Source organism: Actinoplanes sp. GCM10030250 (genome assembly GCF_042666575.1).
GTDB lineage: Bacteria > Actinomycetota > Actinomycetes > Mycobacteriales > Micromonosporaceae > Actinoplanes.
In genome coordinates this window covers 44,028-61,044 of record NZ_JBHTDO010000023.1, presented here as the reverse complement: position 1 = coordinate 61,044, position 17,017 = coordinate 44,028, and the positions used below count along the sequence as shown (strand labels likewise).

The window sequence follows — 17,017 nt, the reverse complement described above, 5'->3', positions numbered from 1 at the left end:
GCCTCCTCCAAGGGGTGTGACGCGAGGCACACCTATCCACGGCGCGACTGTAAACGCCGATTAACTTCCTGGGAAGGGCACGCAGCTGGTTTAGCGAATCTCGCTTAACTTAAAAGAACCGTACGTGCGAGCCGGACCAGATGACGGTCCATTCCGGTACGCCTGTCGAACTGCACCCAGCGACTCAGATCGGTCACCAGGTTCAGCGCGGCGTGCACCAGCACCCGCGCCTCGGCGGCCGGCACCCCGGGCCGCAGCCGGCACAGCAGCCGCACCCACTCCTCCACGTGCAACCGCTGGACCTTGCGTAACTCGTGCCGATCGGACTCGGGCAGGTTGTTGTTCTCCGCCAGGTAGACCGAGACCAGGGCACTGCGCTCGAAGGTCAGATCGACGTAGGAATCGGCCATCCGGCGCAGCGCGTCCTCGTCGTCACGGGCGCCGTGCAGCGCCGTCGCGGTCACCTCGGCGACCCGCTCCGAGGCGCGATAGAAGGCAGCCGCGAGAATGTCGGCCTTGCCGGGAAAGTAGCGGTACACACTGGACGCGTTGATTCCCGCCGCTCGGCCGATCTCCTCGACATTGACCGCGTGGTAGCCGTACACATGAAAAAGCTTGACCGCCTCGGCCAGAAGGATCTCGCGGCGCGCGACCACCCCCAACGCCGGTCGATCGTCGTATTTCTCCGCCGCAGGCGACGCCGGCGTGGGCGGCTCATCGCCCAGCACCGCGCGGGCCGCACGGGTGAGGGCCGCCTCGGCGCGACCTTTTGCGATCACCGCCCGGTGCGTACCGAAACTGCCGAGAACGCTGAGTGCGGCGCGGACCAGGGCGGCCGCGTCAAGGTCCGTGAGCTCCGGGCGCACACCCTTGAGGGGTACGGTCAGCCGGCGCACCAGCGAGACCAGATCGGCCCGGAACTCCTCCCGGTGCTCCCCCTCCAGATAGCGCCACTCCCACTGATAGAGACCGGCCACCCGGCGGCCCTCGACGGTCAGCCGCGCCAGGATCGCGATCAGCGACTCGAGATCATCCTGGCCCTCGGTCGCCGCCCGCACGGTGTCGGAGAGCTGGCGGGTGGCGTGGACGAGCATCGCGTACTTGTTGGGGAAGTGACGGTAGATCGCGGGGCCGCTGATGCCGACCGCGGTGGCGATCTCGTCGAGGCTGACGCCGTGGTAACCGCGCTCGCAGAACAGCTCCGCGGCGGCCAGCGCGAGTTGCGCCTTGCGATCCTTCGGCCGTTTGCGTTCATCAGGCCGCTTGTGCGCGTCCGGACGTGTGCTGGTGCGCGCCCGGCCCGGTGGCTCGCCGGGCTCGGCCGGAGCCGGTTCGCCCGCCGCTGCTGTCTGCACGACGGACAGCCTAGTCGTGATCTGCGGTTCGCTGCACGATTGCTCCCGTAGCCTTGACACCTAGCGGAAACATCGGCAAAAGTTAGCCGCAATTCGCATCCGAGGGAGTTGGCGATGACTACCGAGGCCTTCATCTACGATGCCGTGCGCACCCCGCGCGGACGAGGCAAAAAGACCGGCTCGCTCTACGGGGTGAAGCCCATCTCCCTGGTCGTCGGCCTCATCGACGAACTGCGACGGCGGTTCCCCGGCGTGGACCCGGCCGACATCGAGGACGTCGTGCTCGGCGTGGTGTCCCCGCTCGGCGACCAGGGTTCCGACATCGCCAAGACCGCCGCGATCGCCGCCGGGCTGCCCTACGAGGTCGCCGGCGTACAGCTCAACCGGTTCTGCGGTTCGGGCCTGGAAGCGGTGAACGTGGCGGCGCAGAAGATCCGTTCCGGCTGGGAGGACCTGGTCCTGGCCGGCGGCGTCGAGTCGATGTCACGCGTGCCGATGGGCTCCGACGGCGGCGCCTGGGCGCTCGACCCGGAGACCAGCCTGAAGACCGACTTCATCCCGCAGGGCATCAGTGCCGACCTGATCGCCACGATGGACGGTTACAGCCGTGAGGACGTCGACACGTTCGCCCTCGGCTCACAGCAGAAAGCCGCGAAGGCCTGGCAGAACGGGTACTTCGAAAAGTCAGTGGTCCCGGTCCGCGATCGCAACGGCCTGCTCATCCTCGACCGCGACGAGCACATCCGGCCCGACTCCACACTCGACGGGCTCGGCAACCTGCCCGCCTCCTTCGCCGTCATCGGCGACCAGGGCGGCTTCGACGCGGTGGCACTGCAGAAATACCACTGGGTCGAGAAGATCAACCACGTCCACTCGGCCGGCAACTCCTCCGGCATCGTCGACGGCGCCGCCCTCGTGCTGATCGGATCCGAGGCCGCCGGGCAGCGCGCCGGCATCACCCCGCGCGCCCGGATCGTCGCGGCCGCCCTCAGCGGTGCCGACCCGACCATCATGCTCACCGGCCCCGCACCGGCCGCCCGCAAGGCCCTCGCCAAGGCCGGCCTCACCGTCGACGACCTCGACCTCGTCGAGATCAACGAGGCGTTCGCCGCGGTGGTCCTGCACTTCATCGAGGACCTGAAACTCGACCCCGAGATCGTCAACGTCAACGGCGGCGCGATCGCCATGGGCCACCCCCTCGGCGCCACCGGCGCCATGATCCTCGGCACCCTCGTCGACGAGCTGGAACGGCGCGGCGGGCGGTACGGCCTGGCCACCCTCTGCATCGGCGGCGGCATGGGCATCGCCACCGTCGTCGAGCGACTCTGAGTCCCGGGAGAGATTTCTGATGACCGACACCATTCGCTGGGACCGCGGCGAGGACGGCATCGTCGTGCTCACCCTCGACGATCCCGCCCGCGGCGCGAACACCATGAACGCCGGCTTCGTACGCAGCATGGGCGAAACCGTCGACCGCCTGGAAGCCGAACGCGACAACATCACCGGCGTGATCATCACGTCGGCGAAGAAGTCCTGGTTCGCCGGCGGCGACCTCGACCAGCTCGGCTCCATCCCGGCCGACCGCGGAGCCGACGTGTTCGCCCTGTCCACCCAGGTCAAAGGACAGCTGCGCCGCCTCGAGAAGCTGGGCCGGCCGGTGGTCGCCGCGCTCAACGGGTCCGCGCTGGGCGGCGGCCTCGAACTGGCGCTGGCCTGCCACCGCCGGATCGCCCTGAACGACCCGCGCCTGGAGGTCGGCTGCCCCGAGGTGACCCTCGGCCTGCTGCCGGCCGGCGGTGGCGTGGTGCGCACCGTGCGGCTGCTCGGCCTGATGACCGCGCTGACCCAGGTGCTGCTCAGGGGCAACCGGCACCGGCTTCCCGCCGCCAAGGACCTCGGGCTGATCGACGAGGTGGTCGACACCCCGGAACAGCTCCTCACCGCCGCCCGCGAGTGGATCGCCGCGAACCCCGGCGCCGTGCAGCCGTGGGACGTCAAGGGCTACAAGATCCCCGGCGGCTCGCCGTCCAGCCCGGCGCTGGCCATGCAGCTTCCCGCGTTTCCGGCCAACCTGCGCAAACAGCTCAAGGGCGCGCCCTATCCGGCACCGCGCAACATTCTGGCGGCGGCGGTCGAGGGCGCGCAGGTGGACGTCGACACCGCGTTCGTGATCGAGACGCGCTACTTCGTCGAGCTGGTCACCGGCCAGATCACCAAGAACATGATCAAAGCGTTCTTCTTCGACCTGAACGCGGTGAACGGGCGGCAGATCGGCGACGTGCCCCCGATCACCAAGGTCGCTGTGCTGGGCGCCGGGATGATGGGTGCGGCGATCGCGTACGTGTGCGCCCGCTCCGGCCTTCCCGTGGTGCTGCGCGACGTCACCCTGGAAGGGGCGCAGCGCGGCAAGGCGTACTCGGAAAAGCTTGTCACCAAGGACGTCGGCCGCGGGCGCATCACCCCGGAAAAAGGCCAGGCGCTGCTCGGCCTGATCACCGCCACCGACCAGGTGGCCGACCTGGCCGGCGCCGACGTGGTGATCGAGGCGGTCTTCGAGGACCCCGCGCTCAAGCACAAGGTCTTCTCCGAGATCGAGGGCGTGGTCGCACCCGACGCGCTGCTCTGCTCCAACACCTCGACGCTGCCGATCACCCTGCTCGCCGAGGGTGTCCGCCGCCAAGCCGACTTCGTCGGGCTGCACTTCTTCTCCCCGGTCGACAAGATGCCGCTCGTCGAGGTGATCAAGGGTGAGAAGACCGGCGACGAAGCGGTGCGCCGGGCACTGGGTGTGGTCCAGCGGCTGCGCAAGACGCCGATCGTGGTCAACGACAGCCGTGGCTTCTTCACCAGCCGGGTGATCGGCACCTTCACCAACGAGGGCATCGCCATGCTCGCCGAGGGTGTGCCGCCGGCCAGCATCGAGCAGGCCAGCAGCCAGGCCGGATATCCCGCCCCGGTCCTGCAGCTGATGGACGAGCTGACCCTGACCCTGCCTCGCAAGATCCGCAAGGAGTACCAGGCGGCCGCCACGGCCGCGGGTCTGGAGTGGGAGACGCATCCCGCTGAAGTAGTGATCGACCGGATGATCGACGAGTTCGGGCGGCCGGGGCGTTCGGGCGGGGCGGGCTTCTACGAGTACGTGGACGGTAAGCGGACCGGGCTGTGGGCGGGGCTGTCCGCCTTTGCCCAGCCGGATGTGGCGATCCCGTTCGAGGACCTGAAGGAGCGGATGCTCTTCATCGAGGCCATCGAGACGGTCAAGTGCCTGGATGAGGGTGTGCTGCTGTCGGTGCCGGAGGCGAACATCGGGTCGATCTTCGGGATCGGGTACCCGGGGTGGACCGGGGGTGTGCTCCAGTACATCAACCAGTACGAGGGTGGGCTTCCCGGGTTTGTGGCTCGGGCCCGTGAGCTGGCGGAACGGTACGGTGACCGGTTCACGCCGCCGCCGCTGCTGCTCGCCAAGGCCGAAGCGGGCGAGATCTTCGCCTGATCTTCTGCTTCGTCCGGCCTGGTGACACCGGGATCCGGACTGATCTGCGCCATCTTCCGGCCGCCGGCCGGACACCTGCCCACAACCATGATCAACGATCGCCGGGTTACGGTAGTTGATCATGAGCATGGAACAGGAGTTACCCGGCGGCCGGACGAAAGGTGCGATCCGCCTCGGGCAGACCGTACGCCGTCCGGCCGGACCCTGGACCCCCGCGGTCCACGCCCTGCTGCAACACCTGACCGACGCCGGATTCGACGGCGCCCCCGCCCCGCTTGGCATCGACGAGAAGGACCGGGAGATCCGCTCCCTGCTCCCCGGAGAGGCACTCGCCCCGGAACTCCCCTGGCCCGCCTGGGTACACAGCGACGACACCCTGTGGCAGGTCGCACAGTGGCTGCGCGAGTATCACGCCGCGGTGGCCGACTTCGTCCCGCCGCCCGACGCCACCTGGCGCAAAGGCGGCACCTGGGAACCCGGTCTGATCATCGGGCACAACGACGCCGCACCGTGCAATGTGGTCCGTGCCGACGGGCGGGTCACCGGCTTCTTCGGCTGGGACTTCGCCGGGCCGGTCACCCGCGAGGCCGATCTCGCGTTCACCGCCTTCGCCTGGGTACCGCTCTCCGCCCGCTACGTGGCCGAGGCCGAGGGATTCGAGGCCTTCGCCGACCGGCCGCGCAGGCTGCGGCTTTTCCTTGACGCGTACGGGTGGCGCGGTCCCGCCCGCCAGATGGTCCACGAGACCCGCGACCGGATCAGCGCCTCGATCCACGACATCCGCCGCCTCGCCGCCGTCGGCGACCCGGGCTGCCGCGAGTTGATCGACGCCGGCTACGACAAGGACCTGGCCACCGCCGTCCAAGAACTCTCCGACTTCCCCCGCTGATCCCTCCCCTCCCGCGGATCCGACCCCTCCCGCCGACCCCTCCCGCGCCCAGCTGGGCCTCAGCGGGGCCCGCGGCGCCCAAACACCCCAACCAGCACCAGCCCGGCGAGCCGGCTGGGCGTCAGCGGGGCCCGGGACGCCCAAACACCCCGCCCAGCACCAGCCCACCCGACCAGCTGGGCGTCAGCGGGGCCCGCGGCGCCCGAACACCCCGCCCAGCACCAGCTGAACCGACCGGCTGGGCGTGAGGGGTGCCGGGAGTGGCCGAAGGCAACGCTGGGAGCCAGCTGGCTCGAGCGGCCGGGCGTGGGTGCAGGCGCGATGTGTTGCACCGGCCGTCGATGATGGACTGACGCCAGCGGCGAACGGCACGGCTGACTCCGGCGGCGAACGAGGACGGGGGCGCGGATGGCGGGGAAGCGCGTGGTGCTGCTGGTTGCCGACGGGCAGTTCGGGCCTCCGCTGCACGCCGCGACGATCCGGGTGGCCGCGCACCGCAAGCTGCACGCCGTCTCCCCTCAGTGGCAGCGGGAGTACGACGACGCCCTCGAACACCTGGTGTGGCTCAGCAACGTGACCGGCGACTGGCAGACCGGCAGTACCGCCACCGCGGAGCTGATCGACCTGCGCGCCGAGCTAGCCGACTCGTAGGCGGCCGTCACTGGCCAGGCGCTGGTAGTACGGGTTCGCCGCCAGCAACTCCTCGTGGGTGCCCTCGGCCGTGACCACGCCGTCGTCGACCACCAGGACCCGGTCGGCCGAGCGCACCGTCGAGAAGCGGTGGGCGATCACGATCAGCGCGCAGACCTGCGCCACCTCGCGAAGCGCCGCCGCGAGGGCCTGTTCGCCGTCCGGGTCGAGGTGGGCGGTCGGCTCGTCGAGCAGGATCAGCTGGGGGCGGGTGAGCAGGCAGCGGGCGATGGCGACCCGCTGGCGCTGGCCGCCGGAGAGCCGGCTGCCGCGTTCGCCGACGGGGGTGTCGAGGCCGTGCGGCAGGGAGGTGACCACCCCGGTCAGGCCGGTCATCGCCAGGACCCGGCTCATCTCGTCGTCGGCGACCGGGCCGGAGCCGTACAGCAGGTTGTCGCGCAGGGTGCCGGCCATCAGGGGGCAGTCCTGTTCGACCAGGCCGACGGCGGCGCGGTGCCAGTCGTACGGAAGAAACCGCCCCCGCAGCAGCACCACCCCCCGGTCGGGTTCGTAGAACCGCTCGGCCAGCGCGAAGATCGTCGACTTGCCCGCACCGGACGGCCCCACCAGCGCGACGACGCCGCAGTCCGGCACCGCGAACCGGATCCCGCGCAGCACCGGGTGCGCGGGGTCGTAGCCGAACCACACGTCGCGGAACTCCAGCACCGGCGGGCTGCCGCGCATCGGCACCACCGCGACCGGCTCGTCGCGTTCCACCGGCAGCGCCAGCACCTCGTTGATCCGGTGCAGCGCACCGGAGCCCTGCTGGACGGCGCTGACCGCCTGGAAGATCTCGTAGATCGGGGCCGCCAGATAGGTCATGGCCAGCGTGAACGCCACCAACCGGCCGAGGCTGGTCTCCCCCGCGGCCACCCGCCCGGCTCCGACCAGCAGCACCGCGAGGAAGGCGCCGCTCACCGCCAGGTCGTTGGTGGGCCCGCTCATCGCGACGAGCCGGGCCATCCGCAGGTTCGCCCGGTACGCCTGTCCTGCCGACGACCGCAGCCGCTCCTCCTCCAGCGGCTCCGCCCGGCAGGCCCGCACGGTGCGCATGCCGCCGAGGACCCGTTCCAGGTCGGCCAGCAGGGTGCCCTCGGCGGTCTGCGCGACCCGGGAGGCGACCCGCAGCCGGCGTACCACCACGAGCAGGCCACCGACGGCGACACCGAACAGCACCGACACCAGCGCCAGCAGCAGCGGGTCCAGCCAGCCGAGCAGCACCACCACGGCGATCAGGCCGATCACCCCGGCGATCCCGGTGCCGAGGCTCTGCGCGACGAGCACCTTCACCACCGTGGTGTCGCCGCACGCCCGGGCGATCACGTCGCCGGTCCGGACCCGGTCCAGCACCGACAGGCGTACCCGCAGCAGATGACCGGCGAGCTCCCGCCGCAGGTCCCGGGTCATCGTCTCGCCGGTGCGGGCCTGCACGTACCGGGCCACCGCCAGCGCGCAGGCCTGCGCGGCGAACAACCCGGCGAGCGCCGTGAAGATCAGCCACGGCACCCGCCCGCCGGCCGCACCGTCCACCGCGGCACCGGCGAGCAGCGGCTGGGCCAGGGCCAGCGCCGACCCGAGCAGGCTCAGCCCGGCCGACACACCGATCCACCGGCGGTAGCCGCGGGTCAGCCGGCGCAGGTCCCGCCAGCGGGCCCGGTCGGTGCTGCGGTCAACGGACACGAACCGACGCTAAGCAGCGGTTTTACGCAGGGCAATCCGGTGGTCACCCGCACGCCGAGTCGAGCAGCGGTTAAACAACCTGAGCGGATGACAGAATCCAGCGATGACCTTGCTGGCCGCGCTGCATCAGGACGACGACATCGCGGACGCGGTCGTCGCGCCGGACGCCACACTCTCCCGCCACGAGCTGCTCGGGCGGGCCGCCGGCGTCGCTGCCGAGATCGCCGGGGCGCCGATCGTCGCCGTGGACGCCACCCCGACGGCCGCGACGATCATCGCGATCACCGGGGCGTTGCTGGCCGGTGTGCCGGTCGTGCCGGTGCCGCCGGGCGCCGGTGACCGGGAACGCGACCACATCCTGCGGGACTCCGGCGCGGCGCTGATGCTGTCCGGCGATCCGGCGGCGACGGGCGCTTCGGCCGTACCCCACATGCCTTTGCACCACATGCGGACCGCAACCGTCCCACCCGCGCCGGATGCGCACGGCCCGGCCTTGGTCCTTTACACCAGCGGCACCACCGGCCCGCCGAAAGGCGTGGTGATCTCCCGCGCGGCGATCGCCGCCGACCTCGACGCCCTCGCCGCGGCCTGGGATTGGACCGCCGGCGACACCCTCGTGCACGGCCTTCCGATCTATCACGTGCACGGGCTCGTTCTGGGCGTGCTGGGCCCGCTCCGCCGGGGGTCGCGGCTGGTGCACACCGGAAAACCCACACCGCAGGGGTACGCGTCAGCCGGCGGCACCCTGTACTTCGGTGTACCCACAGTCTGGTCCCGGATCGCCGCCGCCCCCGACGCCGCCCGCGCGCTCGCCGGGGCCCGCCTGCTCGTCTCCGGCAGCGCCGCCCTGCCCGTGCCGGTGTTCCAGGCCCTCGCCGCACTCACCGGCCAATCCCCGGTCGAGCGGTACGGCATGACCGAAACCCTGATCACCATCAGCGCCCGCGCCGACGGCGACCGCCGGGCCGGACACGTCGGCACACCCCTGCCCGGCATCACCACCCGTCTCGTCGACGAGGCCGGCCATCCCCTGCCCAGCGACGGCGAGACCATCGGCCACCTCCAGGTTCGCGGGCCGACCCTGCTCGACGGCTACCTGACCGGCGGATCCGTCACCCCGCCGGACCTCGACGACGGCTGGTTCCCCACCGGCGACGTCGCCACGATCGGACCGGACAACTGGCACCGCCTCGTCGGCCGCGCCTCCACCGACCTGATCAAAACCGGCGGCTACCGGGTCGGCGCCGGAGAGGTCGAGGACGCCCTGCTGCTGCACCCCGCCGTCCGCGAGGCCGCCGTGATCGGCACCGCACACGCCGACCTCGGCGAGCAGATCACGGCGTTCGTGGTCGCCGACCCGGTCAGTCCGGACGAGCTCATCCGATTCGTGGCCGTACGCCTCGCCGCACACAAACGACCCCGAACCGTGCACCTGGTCGACCAGCTCCCCCGCAACGCCATGGGAAAGGTGCAGAAGAAACTGCTTGTTCACAGGTGATCCTCAGGCGGCACCCGCCGGTGCCGATGAGTCCGGGCATGATGAAACCCTCGCTTCGATCTGCCTCAGCAGCCGGGCTGGTGCTCATCATCGCCGTGTTCTGGTTCGTGGCGGGCGTCGTCCTCGGCGTCACCGCCCTGGCACACGGCTCACCGCAGTGGCCGCTCTGGCCGCCGAGCATCGGCGCCGCCGTCACCGCCACCCTCGCCAGCGTGGTCGCCGCCCGCTCCGCGCAGGGCGCCACCCGCGACTTCTGGCGGCGCCTCGGCTTCACCAGCGCCTGGCTCGCCGCCGGAACCATCGGCCAAACCCTCGACACGGTCGCCACCGGGAGCGCCACCGAGATGAGCCCGGGCACCGCGGCCTGCTACCTGATCGCGGTCTCCGTCGGCATCCACGCCCTGATCCGGCTACCTCGGCCAAAGCGCAGCTGGCGCGCCACCGTGGCGATGTGCCTCGACGTCGCCGTGGTGGCCGTCGCCGCCACGATCATCATCGTCCACTTCATGTGGAGCAGCTCGATGTCCGCCACCAACGGCATCATCGAAGCAGTCACGCTCGTGGTGGTGCTGGCCGCCGCCTGCGCCGCCGTCGTCGGCGTGATCAAAGCCGGGATCACCCGCAGCGGCGCCGTCAACCAGCGCGCGCTCTGGGCGCTGACCCCGATCGGGCTGCTCGCCCCGATCGCGTGGGGCGTGACGCCGCTGCTCAACGAATACCCGTTCCTCAACCCGACAGTGGTGACCCTTCCTGTCGCGGGACTGTTCTTCGCGCTCGCGGCACGCTTCCAGACGCAGGCGAACCTCACCCCGGCGAAGCCGCGCCCCGAGGCCGCCGAACGGCAACCCGGGCACCTCGGCATCTGGCGGCAGGTCAGCGCCGTGCCGTACGCCGCCGTCGCGATCACCGCCGTCCTGCTGATCGGCGTCACCCTCCAGGTCGGGCACCTGCCGCCCGGACTCGCCGGCGGTTCCGTGGTGCTGACCCTGCTCGTCATGGTCCGCCAGTACGCCGCTCTGTCCGACAACAACGCGCTGCTCGACCGGCTCGACGAGCAGGCACACCACGACGACCTGACCGGCCTGCCCAACCGGCGGCTGTTCACCGCGAACCTGGCTCGCCGTACCGGCACCACCACCGTGGCCGTCTGCGACCTCGACGGGTTCGCCGCCCTCAACGACAGCCTCGGCGACGAAGCCGGCGACACCCTCCTGCGCGCTGCCGCCGAGCGGGTGAACGTCACCGCCGGCCCCGGCGCGATCGTCGCCCGGCTCCTCGGCGACGAGTTCGGGGTGCTGCTGCCCGGCAACCGCACCGACATCGCCGACACCCTGCTCCAGGCCTTCCGCAGCCCGCTGCGGGTCGACGGCCACGACCTGCTGGTCACCGTCACCGTCGGTACCGCCACCGGCGACGACAGCGCCGCCTCCGACCTGCTGCGCCGCGCCGAACTGGCCCTGCAGGCCGCCAAACTCACCGGCGCGAACCGGCACCGCGAGCACAGCGCCGAACTCGACGCCACCGCACAGCACCACGCCGAGCTGGCCGCCGCCCTGCGCCGCGGCCTCGAGAACAACGAGTTCCGGCTGCTCTACCAGCCCATCGTCGAACTGCCCGGCGGCGCCATCACCGGCGTCGAAGCCCTGGTCCGCTGGCACCCCGCCGACGGTCCGGTGGTCTCCCCCGCCGAGTTCATCCCGGTCGCTGAACACAGCGGCCTGATCATCGACCTGGGCGCCTGGATCCTCGACACCGCCTGCGCCGACGCCGCCGGCTGGCAGGACCGGCACGGCGCCGCCGGCCCCCGCGTCAACATCAACGTCTCGGCACGGCAACTGCTCGACCCTGACCTGCCCGGCCTGGTCGCCGACGCTCTGCACCGGTACGGCCTGGCCCCCGACCGGATCACCATCGAGATCACCGAGACTGCCGTCTTCGCCGGCGGCGCGGCCCTCAGCACCGTCCGCGAACTGCGCGACCTGGGCGTCGGCGTGGCCCTCGACGACTTCGGTACGGGCCACAGCTCCCTGACCCTGCTGCGCACCTGCCCGGTCACCACCCTCAAAGTCGACAAGTCCTTCATCGACGACCTCAACGGCACCGCCGAGCAGGAGGCCATCGCGACCTCGCTCAGCACCATCGCCAGCACCCTCGGCCTGCGCGCCGTGGCCGAAGGCGTGGAGACCCAGGAACAGGCGATCCGGCTGCACGCCCTCGGCTACCGGTACGCACAGGGGTTTTATTTCGCCCGTCCGGCCCCCGCAAACAAGATCGACGAGGCTCTCGGCCAGCCCGTTCTGGCGCTATAGTCGCGCCCGTGCCCCCGCTCTTCGTCGTCAGCGACATCCACGGTCATCGCCACGAATGGTGGACCACCCTGAGCGATGCCGGCCTGATCGACGCGAGCGGCGACTGGTCCGGCGGCGACGCCCGGCTGTGGCTGCTCGGCGACTACGTCGACCGCGGACCCGACGGCATCGGCGTGATCGACGACATCCGCCGGCTCACCGCGCAGGCCCCGGCCACCGGCGGCCAGGTCGGCGCGCTGCTCGGCAACCACGAGGCGCTCCTACTGGCCGTGCACCGGTTCGGCACCACACCCGTGCCCGGCTGGGAGAGCTACTACGGCGCCGAGCCCCGCTGGGAGAGCTTCGAGGGTGCCTGGCAACGCTGGGGCGGCCGCCCGACCGACCTGGAACGCCTCACCCCCGACCACGTCGCCTGGCTCACCGGCCTGCCCGCCATGGCACTCGTCGACGGCCACCTGCTGATGCACTCCGACACCACCGAATATCTGGCGTTCGGCAGCGACGTCGCCTCGGTCAACGCCACCGTCGAACGGCACCTGGCCGCCTCCGACCCCATCGAGTTCCTGCACTTCTGGGGCCGGTTGAGCAGTCGCGGCTCGTTCCACGCCGCAGGCGCGGCGGCGAAGATCCTCGCCACCTTCGGCGCCGAGACGCTGGTGCATGGTCACAGCACGCTGATGACGCAGTTCCGGGTGCCACTCGATCTTGCCAAGACCGCATTCCGGTACGCGGACGGGCGCGCGATCGCGGTGGATGGTGGCGTGTTCGAGGGTGGTCAGATCCTGCTCACCCGCCTGCCGGTGCAGCCCCTCCTCTGACTGCCCGCCCCTTTACTCCGTTACGTCCTCCGGGGTTTCGATCCAGGCGGAGAAGACCGGGACGCCCTGCCACGGTCCGGGTTGTGCGGTGGCGGCGACCACGGCGTACGGGTGGGCGAACCGCAGCTCGGCGAACCGCACCGACTGCTCCGGCGGCAACGACGTCAGCGTCGCGAAGCCCGTGACCGCCGCCGCCTCGAACCCGTACCGGCTGAACCGGGCCGTCGCCGCCTGCCGCGCCTCGAACCCCAGATCGCTCAGGCCCAGCACCGGCTCCAGCACCCTGGTCGCGGCGTCGAAACCCAGCCCCCGCACGGAAAGATCATGGTCGCTGGTGGCTGACCAGGCAGGCAGCACCGCGCTCACGTGCTCGCGATCCCACGCCGACCGCTGCTCCTCGCGGATCGTCCACAGCGGCGCCTCACCGAGCGGCAGGTCGAACAGCGAGATCCGCTCCACGACGTGCTCGCCTTCCCGCGTCTCCTGCTTCCCCTCCCGCTTTCCCTTCGGGTCGGAGGCGAGGTCGCCGGCGATCTCGTAGGCGGCGGCGAGCACCTGCTCCGGTGCGACATCGGGTGCGGCGGCCACCGACACCACCCACATCTTGGCGCCGGACTCGTCATCGGTCGCGGGCGCGGCATGCACGATCACGTCCCCGGCGATCCGCGACGTAGTGACGAAGGCGGTGTGCCCGCCCCTCGGCGTACGCAGAACCTGCCTCACCCGCCCCGCCCAAGCACCGCCGAGCTCCTCAGCCGGCACCACGTCGAACGGGTTGTCCCAGCTCAGCTTGGTCGCCAGCGCACTCGCCAGCAGCAGCACGATCTGCGGAGACCGCGTGATGGGGAACCTGTCGATCAGGCCGAACGTGTTGTCTCGGGCCCACTGGTCGAGTCCGGCCCCGTCCGGCAGCGGCCCGAACTCGGTCACCGCCGGCAACGTCGCCCGCCACCCGGTCAGCTGCTGCGGGTCGACCCGGTCGGAGTGCCACACGGCCGTTGCCGCGGCGACAAGCGGATGCGGGTTCTCCAGCAGCGCGGCCGCGACCTTCGCAGCCTCGGCGGGTGCCACACCGAGAACCTCGGCCAGTTCCTCGCTCGCATCCCGGCTCGCACGACGGCTCGCATCGCTGCTCGCACGACGGCTCGCATCGCTGCTCGCACCACGGCTCGCGTCATCGGCGGACGCGGTCAGCGCCAGCAGCAGCCACGCCCCGAGCGGCGAAGCGACATGATGCCCGGTGCCCGCAGTCGTATGAAACCGTCCCGCATAGCGCGCCAGCGCCGTTATCCACTCATCGGTCATGCTCGCGAAGCTATCCGCGATCGCCCGCTCCGTCGACCGCTTCACGTCACCTCGATTAGCGGATGAACCCGTGGGTAGGTTGGCGAGAGTGATCCCTTCCTGCCCCGAGTGTGGTGCGCCCGGCGTACCCCTGATCTTCGGTCTTCCCGTGCCCGAAGCCCGCGCCGCGGCCGAGGACGGAGATCTCGCACTCGGTGGCTGCGTCATGTCCCCGGAACCGCCGAACTGGCAGTGCGCCCACGACCACCAGTGGCGCGACACCGACGACCACGCCTGGGGCTCCCGCGTCCTGGCCGTCCTCCAGTCCCACGGCTACCACCCCTGACCGTCCGCACTGCACCCCCGCCTGCCTCCCACCCAGCTGGGCCTGAGAGGTGCCTCGCGGCGGAAAAACCCCCGCTCAGCGCCAGCTGCCTCACCCGGCTGGACGTCAGCGGTGCCTCGCGGCGGAAAAACCCCCGCTCAGCGCCAGCTGCCTCACCCGGCTGGGCGTCAGCGGTGCCTTTCGGCCCCGGAACCACCGCTCAGCGCCAGCTGACGGGCGGGACTGGTGGGACTGGTGGGACTGGCGGGACGGGCGGGACTGGTGGGATCGGCGGGACTGGCGGGGCTGGGGGGAACGGCGGGGCGGCGGTGGGAGAGGAGGGCTGTGGCGGTGAGCAGGAGGAGCAGGGCGGTGGCGAACCAGGTCATGACGATCACGGCGGGCAGGGTTTGGACGGCCAGGCCGAGGCCGATCGCGGGGACGCCTAGACCGATATAGGCGATCAGGAACAGTCCGGCCAGGGCGGCGCCGCGCTCGGCCGGGGCGGCACTGGCAGCGACCGAGCCCAGGGCGGCCTTGAACAGCACACCGGCACCGATACCGGCGCTCACCCCACCGAGCAGGAACAACGGGAGGCTCTCGGTGTGCATGCCGAGGACCAGGACCACGATCCCGCCGGCCTGGGCGAGCAGCCCGAGCGCACTCTTGGCCGGCGCGCTGAGACCACCGGTCAGGGTCTGTGCAACGGCCGCGGCGCCGAAGACCGCGAAGACCACCGCGCCGGCCAGGGCGCGGGACGGGTGGTGCAGGGTGCCGGCCACGAAGCCGGGTGCCAGCGAGGTGAAGACGCCGAACACCGCGAAGGAGGCGAAGGCGGCTGCCGCGGCGGCCAGGTAGGTGGTGCGGTCACCGTGGACGCCGATCCGCTGCGGCCGGTAACGGTATTTCTCCGCCTGCGGCGGCACGGTCTCCGGGGTCAGGGCCACGGCGATCAGGCTCACGGTCAGAAGGACCAGGAAGATGACGTACGGCGTGCGTAGTGGCCCGTACGAAAACTGCGCCAGGAGTCCCGCGATCAGCGTGCCCAGTCCCAGTCCGCCGCTGTTGGCGGCGGTCGAGACCACCTCGAAGCGGTGACGTGAGGCACTCGGCCGGTGTGCCGCGTGCAGTTCCTGGAGGTAGGCGGTGGCCGTCGCGGTGATCATGCCGACGCCGAGGCCGGTGAGGAAGCGGGCGGTGAGCAGGATCGGCAGTGACGCGCTGGTGAGGAAGAGGACGGCGGCGAGCAGTTCCAGGGCGAGGGCGGGGAGCAGGACCCGCTTGCGGCCGAGCCGGTCGGAGATGTGCCCGGCCAGCAGCAGGCTGACCACGACGCCGGCGGCGTAGACGGCGAAGACCACGGTGACCGTGAAGGTGGAGAAGCCGTCGCGGGCCATGTAGAGCGGGTAGAGCGGTGTCGGCACGGTGGAGAACGCCATGGCGGTCAGGAAGGCGAGCGCGATCGCCCAGAACCCGGCCTTCGGTGTCAGAACGGTGGTCATGCCGCCACTGTCGGCCCGGCCGAGCATCAACACCAACGAAAGTTGAAGCTGGATCCCATCTGTGTAATTGATAATCGCAGGTGTGGAACTACGTCAGCTCGAATACTTCGTCGCGGTCGCCGAGGAGCAGAGCTTCACCCGGGCCGCCGGGCGCCTGCACGTCGTCCAGTCCGCGGTGTCCGCCGCGATCAAGGCTCTGGAGCGTGAGCTGGGCGCCTCGCTGCTGGACCGCAACGCGAAGCGGGTGCTGCTCACCGACGCCGGCACGGCTCTGCTGCCGAAGGCCCGTGCCGCCCTGGACGCGGCGCGCGACGCTCGTGATGCGGTGGCCGAGGTGCGTGGCGGTCTGCGCGGCACCCTGCGGATCGGCACGCTGACCTCGATCCGGATCATCGATCTGCCCGCGCTGCTCGGTGAGTTCCACCGGCGTCACCCGGGGGTGCTGCTGCGCACGACCGCCGCACCGTCGGGCTCGCTGGGCCTGATCGAGGCGATCGTCGAGCACCGGCTGGATCTGGCGTTCGTATCGCTGCCGGGTGCGCTGCCGGCGGGCGTACGCCTGATCAGCCTGGTCAGCTCGGTCATGGACCTGGTCGTCCCGACCGGTCACCCGCTCGCCGGCCGGCGGTCCGTCCCGATCGGCGACCTCGCCGGGATGGACTTCATCGACTCCCCCGCCGGGTACGGCAACCGCGCCGTCACCGACCGCGCCTTCACCGCCGCCGGGGTCCCGCGCCACGTCACCATCGAGATCGCCGACATCGCGACGGGCGTGGCGCACGTGCGGCACGGTCTCGGCGTCGCGCTCCTCCCCCGGTTCATCCTGGCCGACGCCCGCGCCGACGGGGTGGTCACGCTTGCGGTGACCGGCGCCGACCTGGAGTGGCCGCTCTCGCTCGCCGTTCCCGCCGACCGCACGCCCGGCGCCGCCTCCCGCGCGCTGATCGCGCTGGTCGCCGACTTTCTGCCGGAGGCACAGACCTTCGGTGACCCGGTCGCCGGAGGCTGGCCGGCATGACGACGCCGGGCGTCATCGGCGGCGGAGAGTCCGGATCACCGCGAGGCGGGCATGCCGGGGTTGCCGGACGTGACCGTCTCGTTCAGTTTGTTTACCGATAATTCCACCATCTCGTGCGAAAACAGTCTTAGCGAGAATGCACGGGAAAACGCTCTC

The 17,017-nt window shown here is 71.1% G+C and carries 13 protein-coding genes; 9 read left to right on the top strand and 4 right to left on the bottom strand.

All coding sequences use genetic code 11. The features are described 5' to 3' along the window. Window positions 1–104: 104 nt before the first annotated feature. The gene (locus ACFQV6_RS26690; protein WP_378030334.1) at window positions 105–1,355 is read right to left on the bottom strand and encodes a TetR/AcrR family transcriptional regulator; all 1,251 of its coding nucleotides are present in this window, start codon (window positions 1,353–1,355) and stop codon (window positions 105–107) included. Window positions 1,356–1,469: 114 nt separating this feature from the next. Between ACFQV6_RS26690 and ACFQV6_RS26685 the strand changes: the two genes are divergently transcribed. The 4 genes from ACFQV6_RS26685 (at window position 1,470) to ACFQV6_RS26670 (ending at window position 6,388) form a co-directional block, all read left to right on the top strand. Next, window positions 1,470–2,684 (top strand): acetyl-CoA C-acetyltransferase, encoded by a 1,215-nt coding sequence (locus tag ACFQV6_RS26685; RefSeq protein WP_378030333.1) that lies wholly within the window; start codon window positions 1,470–1,472, stop codon window positions 2,682–2,684. A gap of 19 nt (window positions 2,685–2,703) precedes the next feature. Further along, window positions 2,704–4,848, top strand: a complete 2,145-nt coding sequence (locus tag ACFQV6_RS26680) for a 3-hydroxyacyl-CoA dehydrogenase NAD-binding domain-containing protein (protein ID WP_378030332.1) — start codon at window positions 2,704–2,706, stop codon at window positions 4,846–4,848. A 121-nt stretch (window positions 4,849–4,969) separates the two neighbouring features. Further along, window positions 4,970–5,737 (top strand): phosphotransferase, encoded by a 768-nt coding sequence (locus ACFQV6_RS26675; RefSeq protein ID WP_378030331.1) that lies wholly within the window; start codon window positions 4,970–4,972, stop codon window positions 5,735–5,737. A 408-nt stretch (window positions 5,738–6,145) separates the two neighbouring features. Beyond that, entirely contained in the window at window positions 6,146–6,388 is a 243-nt protein-coding gene (locus tag ACFQV6_RS26670) for a hypothetical protein (RefSeq protein ID WP_378030330.1), read from the top strand. Here ACFQV6_RS26670 and ACFQV6_RS26665 read toward each other — a convergent pair. Continuing rightward, on the bottom strand, window positions 6,374–8,107 hold the full coding sequence (locus ACFQV6_RS26665; protein ID WP_378030329.1) for an ABC transporter ATP-binding protein: 1,734 nt from the start codon (window positions 8,105–8,107) through the stop codon (window positions 6,374–6,376). The genes ACFQV6_RS26670 and ACFQV6_RS26665 overlap by 15 nt on opposite strands. 103 nt (window positions 8,108–8,210) lie before the next feature. On the opposite strand from ACFQV6_RS26665, the gene ACFQV6_RS26660 reads away from it, so the two are divergent. The 3 genes from ACFQV6_RS26660 to ACFQV6_RS26650 all read left to right on the top strand — a co-directional run bounded on the left by ACFQV6_RS26660 (window position 8,211) and on the right by ACFQV6_RS26650 (window position 12,732). After that, window positions 8,211–9,605 (top strand): AMP-binding protein, encoded by a 1,395-nt coding sequence (locus tag ACFQV6_RS26660; protein WP_378030328.1) that lies wholly within the window; start codon window positions 8,211–8,213, stop codon window positions 9,603–9,605. Window positions 9,606–9,685: 80 nt separating this feature from the next. Beyond that, a complete protein-coding gene (locus ACFQV6_RS26655; RefSeq protein ID WP_378030327.1) occupies window positions 9,686–11,914 on the top strand; it encodes a putative bifunctional diguanylate cyclase/phosphodiesterase in 2,229 nt (742 codons plus the stop codon). 8 nt (window positions 11,915–11,922) lie between these two features. Beyond that, window positions 11,923–12,732, top strand: coding sequence for a metallophosphoesterase (locus ACFQV6_RS26650; protein WP_378030326.1), 810 nt, complete (start codon window positions 11,923–11,925; stop codon window positions 12,730–12,732). Between the two features lie 12 nt (window positions 12,733–12,744). Here the strand turns inward: ACFQV6_RS26650 and ACFQV6_RS26645 are convergent, their stop codons facing one another. Further along, window positions 12,745–14,037 carry a hypothetical protein gene (locus tag ACFQV6_RS26645; RefSeq protein ID WP_378030325.1) on the bottom strand — a complete coding sequence of 431 codons (1,293 nt, stop codon included), beginning with the start codon at window positions 14,035–14,037 and terminating at the stop codon, window positions 12,745–12,747. An 88-nt stretch (window positions 14,038–14,125) separates the two neighbouring features. On the opposite strand from ACFQV6_RS26645, the gene ACFQV6_RS26640 reads away from it, so the two are divergent. Next, window positions 14,126–14,362, top strand: coding sequence for a hypothetical protein (locus ACFQV6_RS26640; protein WP_378030324.1), 237 nt, complete (start codon window positions 14,126–14,128; stop codon window positions 14,360–14,362). A gap of 167 nt (window positions 14,363–14,529) precedes the next feature. Here ACFQV6_RS26640 and ACFQV6_RS26635 read toward each other — a convergent pair whose 3' ends face one another. Then, window positions 14,530–15,843 (bottom strand): MFS transporter, encoded by a 1,314-nt coding sequence (locus tag ACFQV6_RS26635; RefSeq protein WP_378030323.1) that lies wholly within the window; start codon window positions 15,841–15,843, stop codon window positions 14,530–14,532. Window positions 15,844–15,925: 82 nt separating this feature from the next. Here ACFQV6_RS26635 and ACFQV6_RS26630 point away from each other — a divergent pair, with 82 nt between their 5' ends. Continuing rightward, window positions 15,926–16,861 (top strand): LysR family transcriptional regulator, encoded by a 936-nt coding sequence (locus ACFQV6_RS26630; RefSeq protein ID WP_378030322.1) that lies wholly within the window; start codon window positions 15,926–15,928, stop codon window positions 16,859–16,861. Window positions 16,862–17,017: the final 156 nt, after the last annotated feature.

What these genes read in the sequence shown, in the direction of transcription:
- ACFQV6_RS26685 (WP_378030333.1), top strand. Translation starts at nt 1,470, where the DNA reads ATGACTACCGAGGCCTTCATCTACGATGCCGTGCGCACCCCGCGCGGA.
- ACFQV6_RS26680 (WP_378030332.1), top strand. Translation starts at nt 2,704, where the DNA reads ATGACCGACACCATTCGCTGGGACCGCGGCGAGGACGGCATCGTCGTG.
- ACFQV6_RS26675 (WP_378030331.1), top strand. Translation starts at nt 4,970, where the DNA reads ATGAGCATGGAACAGGAGTTACCCGGCGGCCGGACGAAAGGTGCGATC.
- ACFQV6_RS26670 (WP_378030330.1), top strand. Translation starts at nt 6,146, where the DNA reads ATGGCGGGGAAGCGCGTGGTGCTGCTGGTTGCCGACGGGCAGTTCGGG.
- ACFQV6_RS26660 (WP_378030328.1), top strand. Translation starts at nt 8,211, where the DNA reads ATGACCTTGCTGGCCGCGCTGCATCAGGACGACGACATCGCGGACGCG.
- ACFQV6_RS26645 (WP_378030325.1), bottom strand. Translation starts at nt 14,037, where the DNA reads ATGACCGATGAGTGGATAACGGCGCTGGCGCGCTATGCGGGACGGTTT.
- ACFQV6_RS26635 (WP_378030323.1), bottom strand. Translation starts at nt 15,843, where the DNA reads ATGACCACCGTTCTGACACCGAAGGCCGGGTTCTGGGCGATCGCGCTC.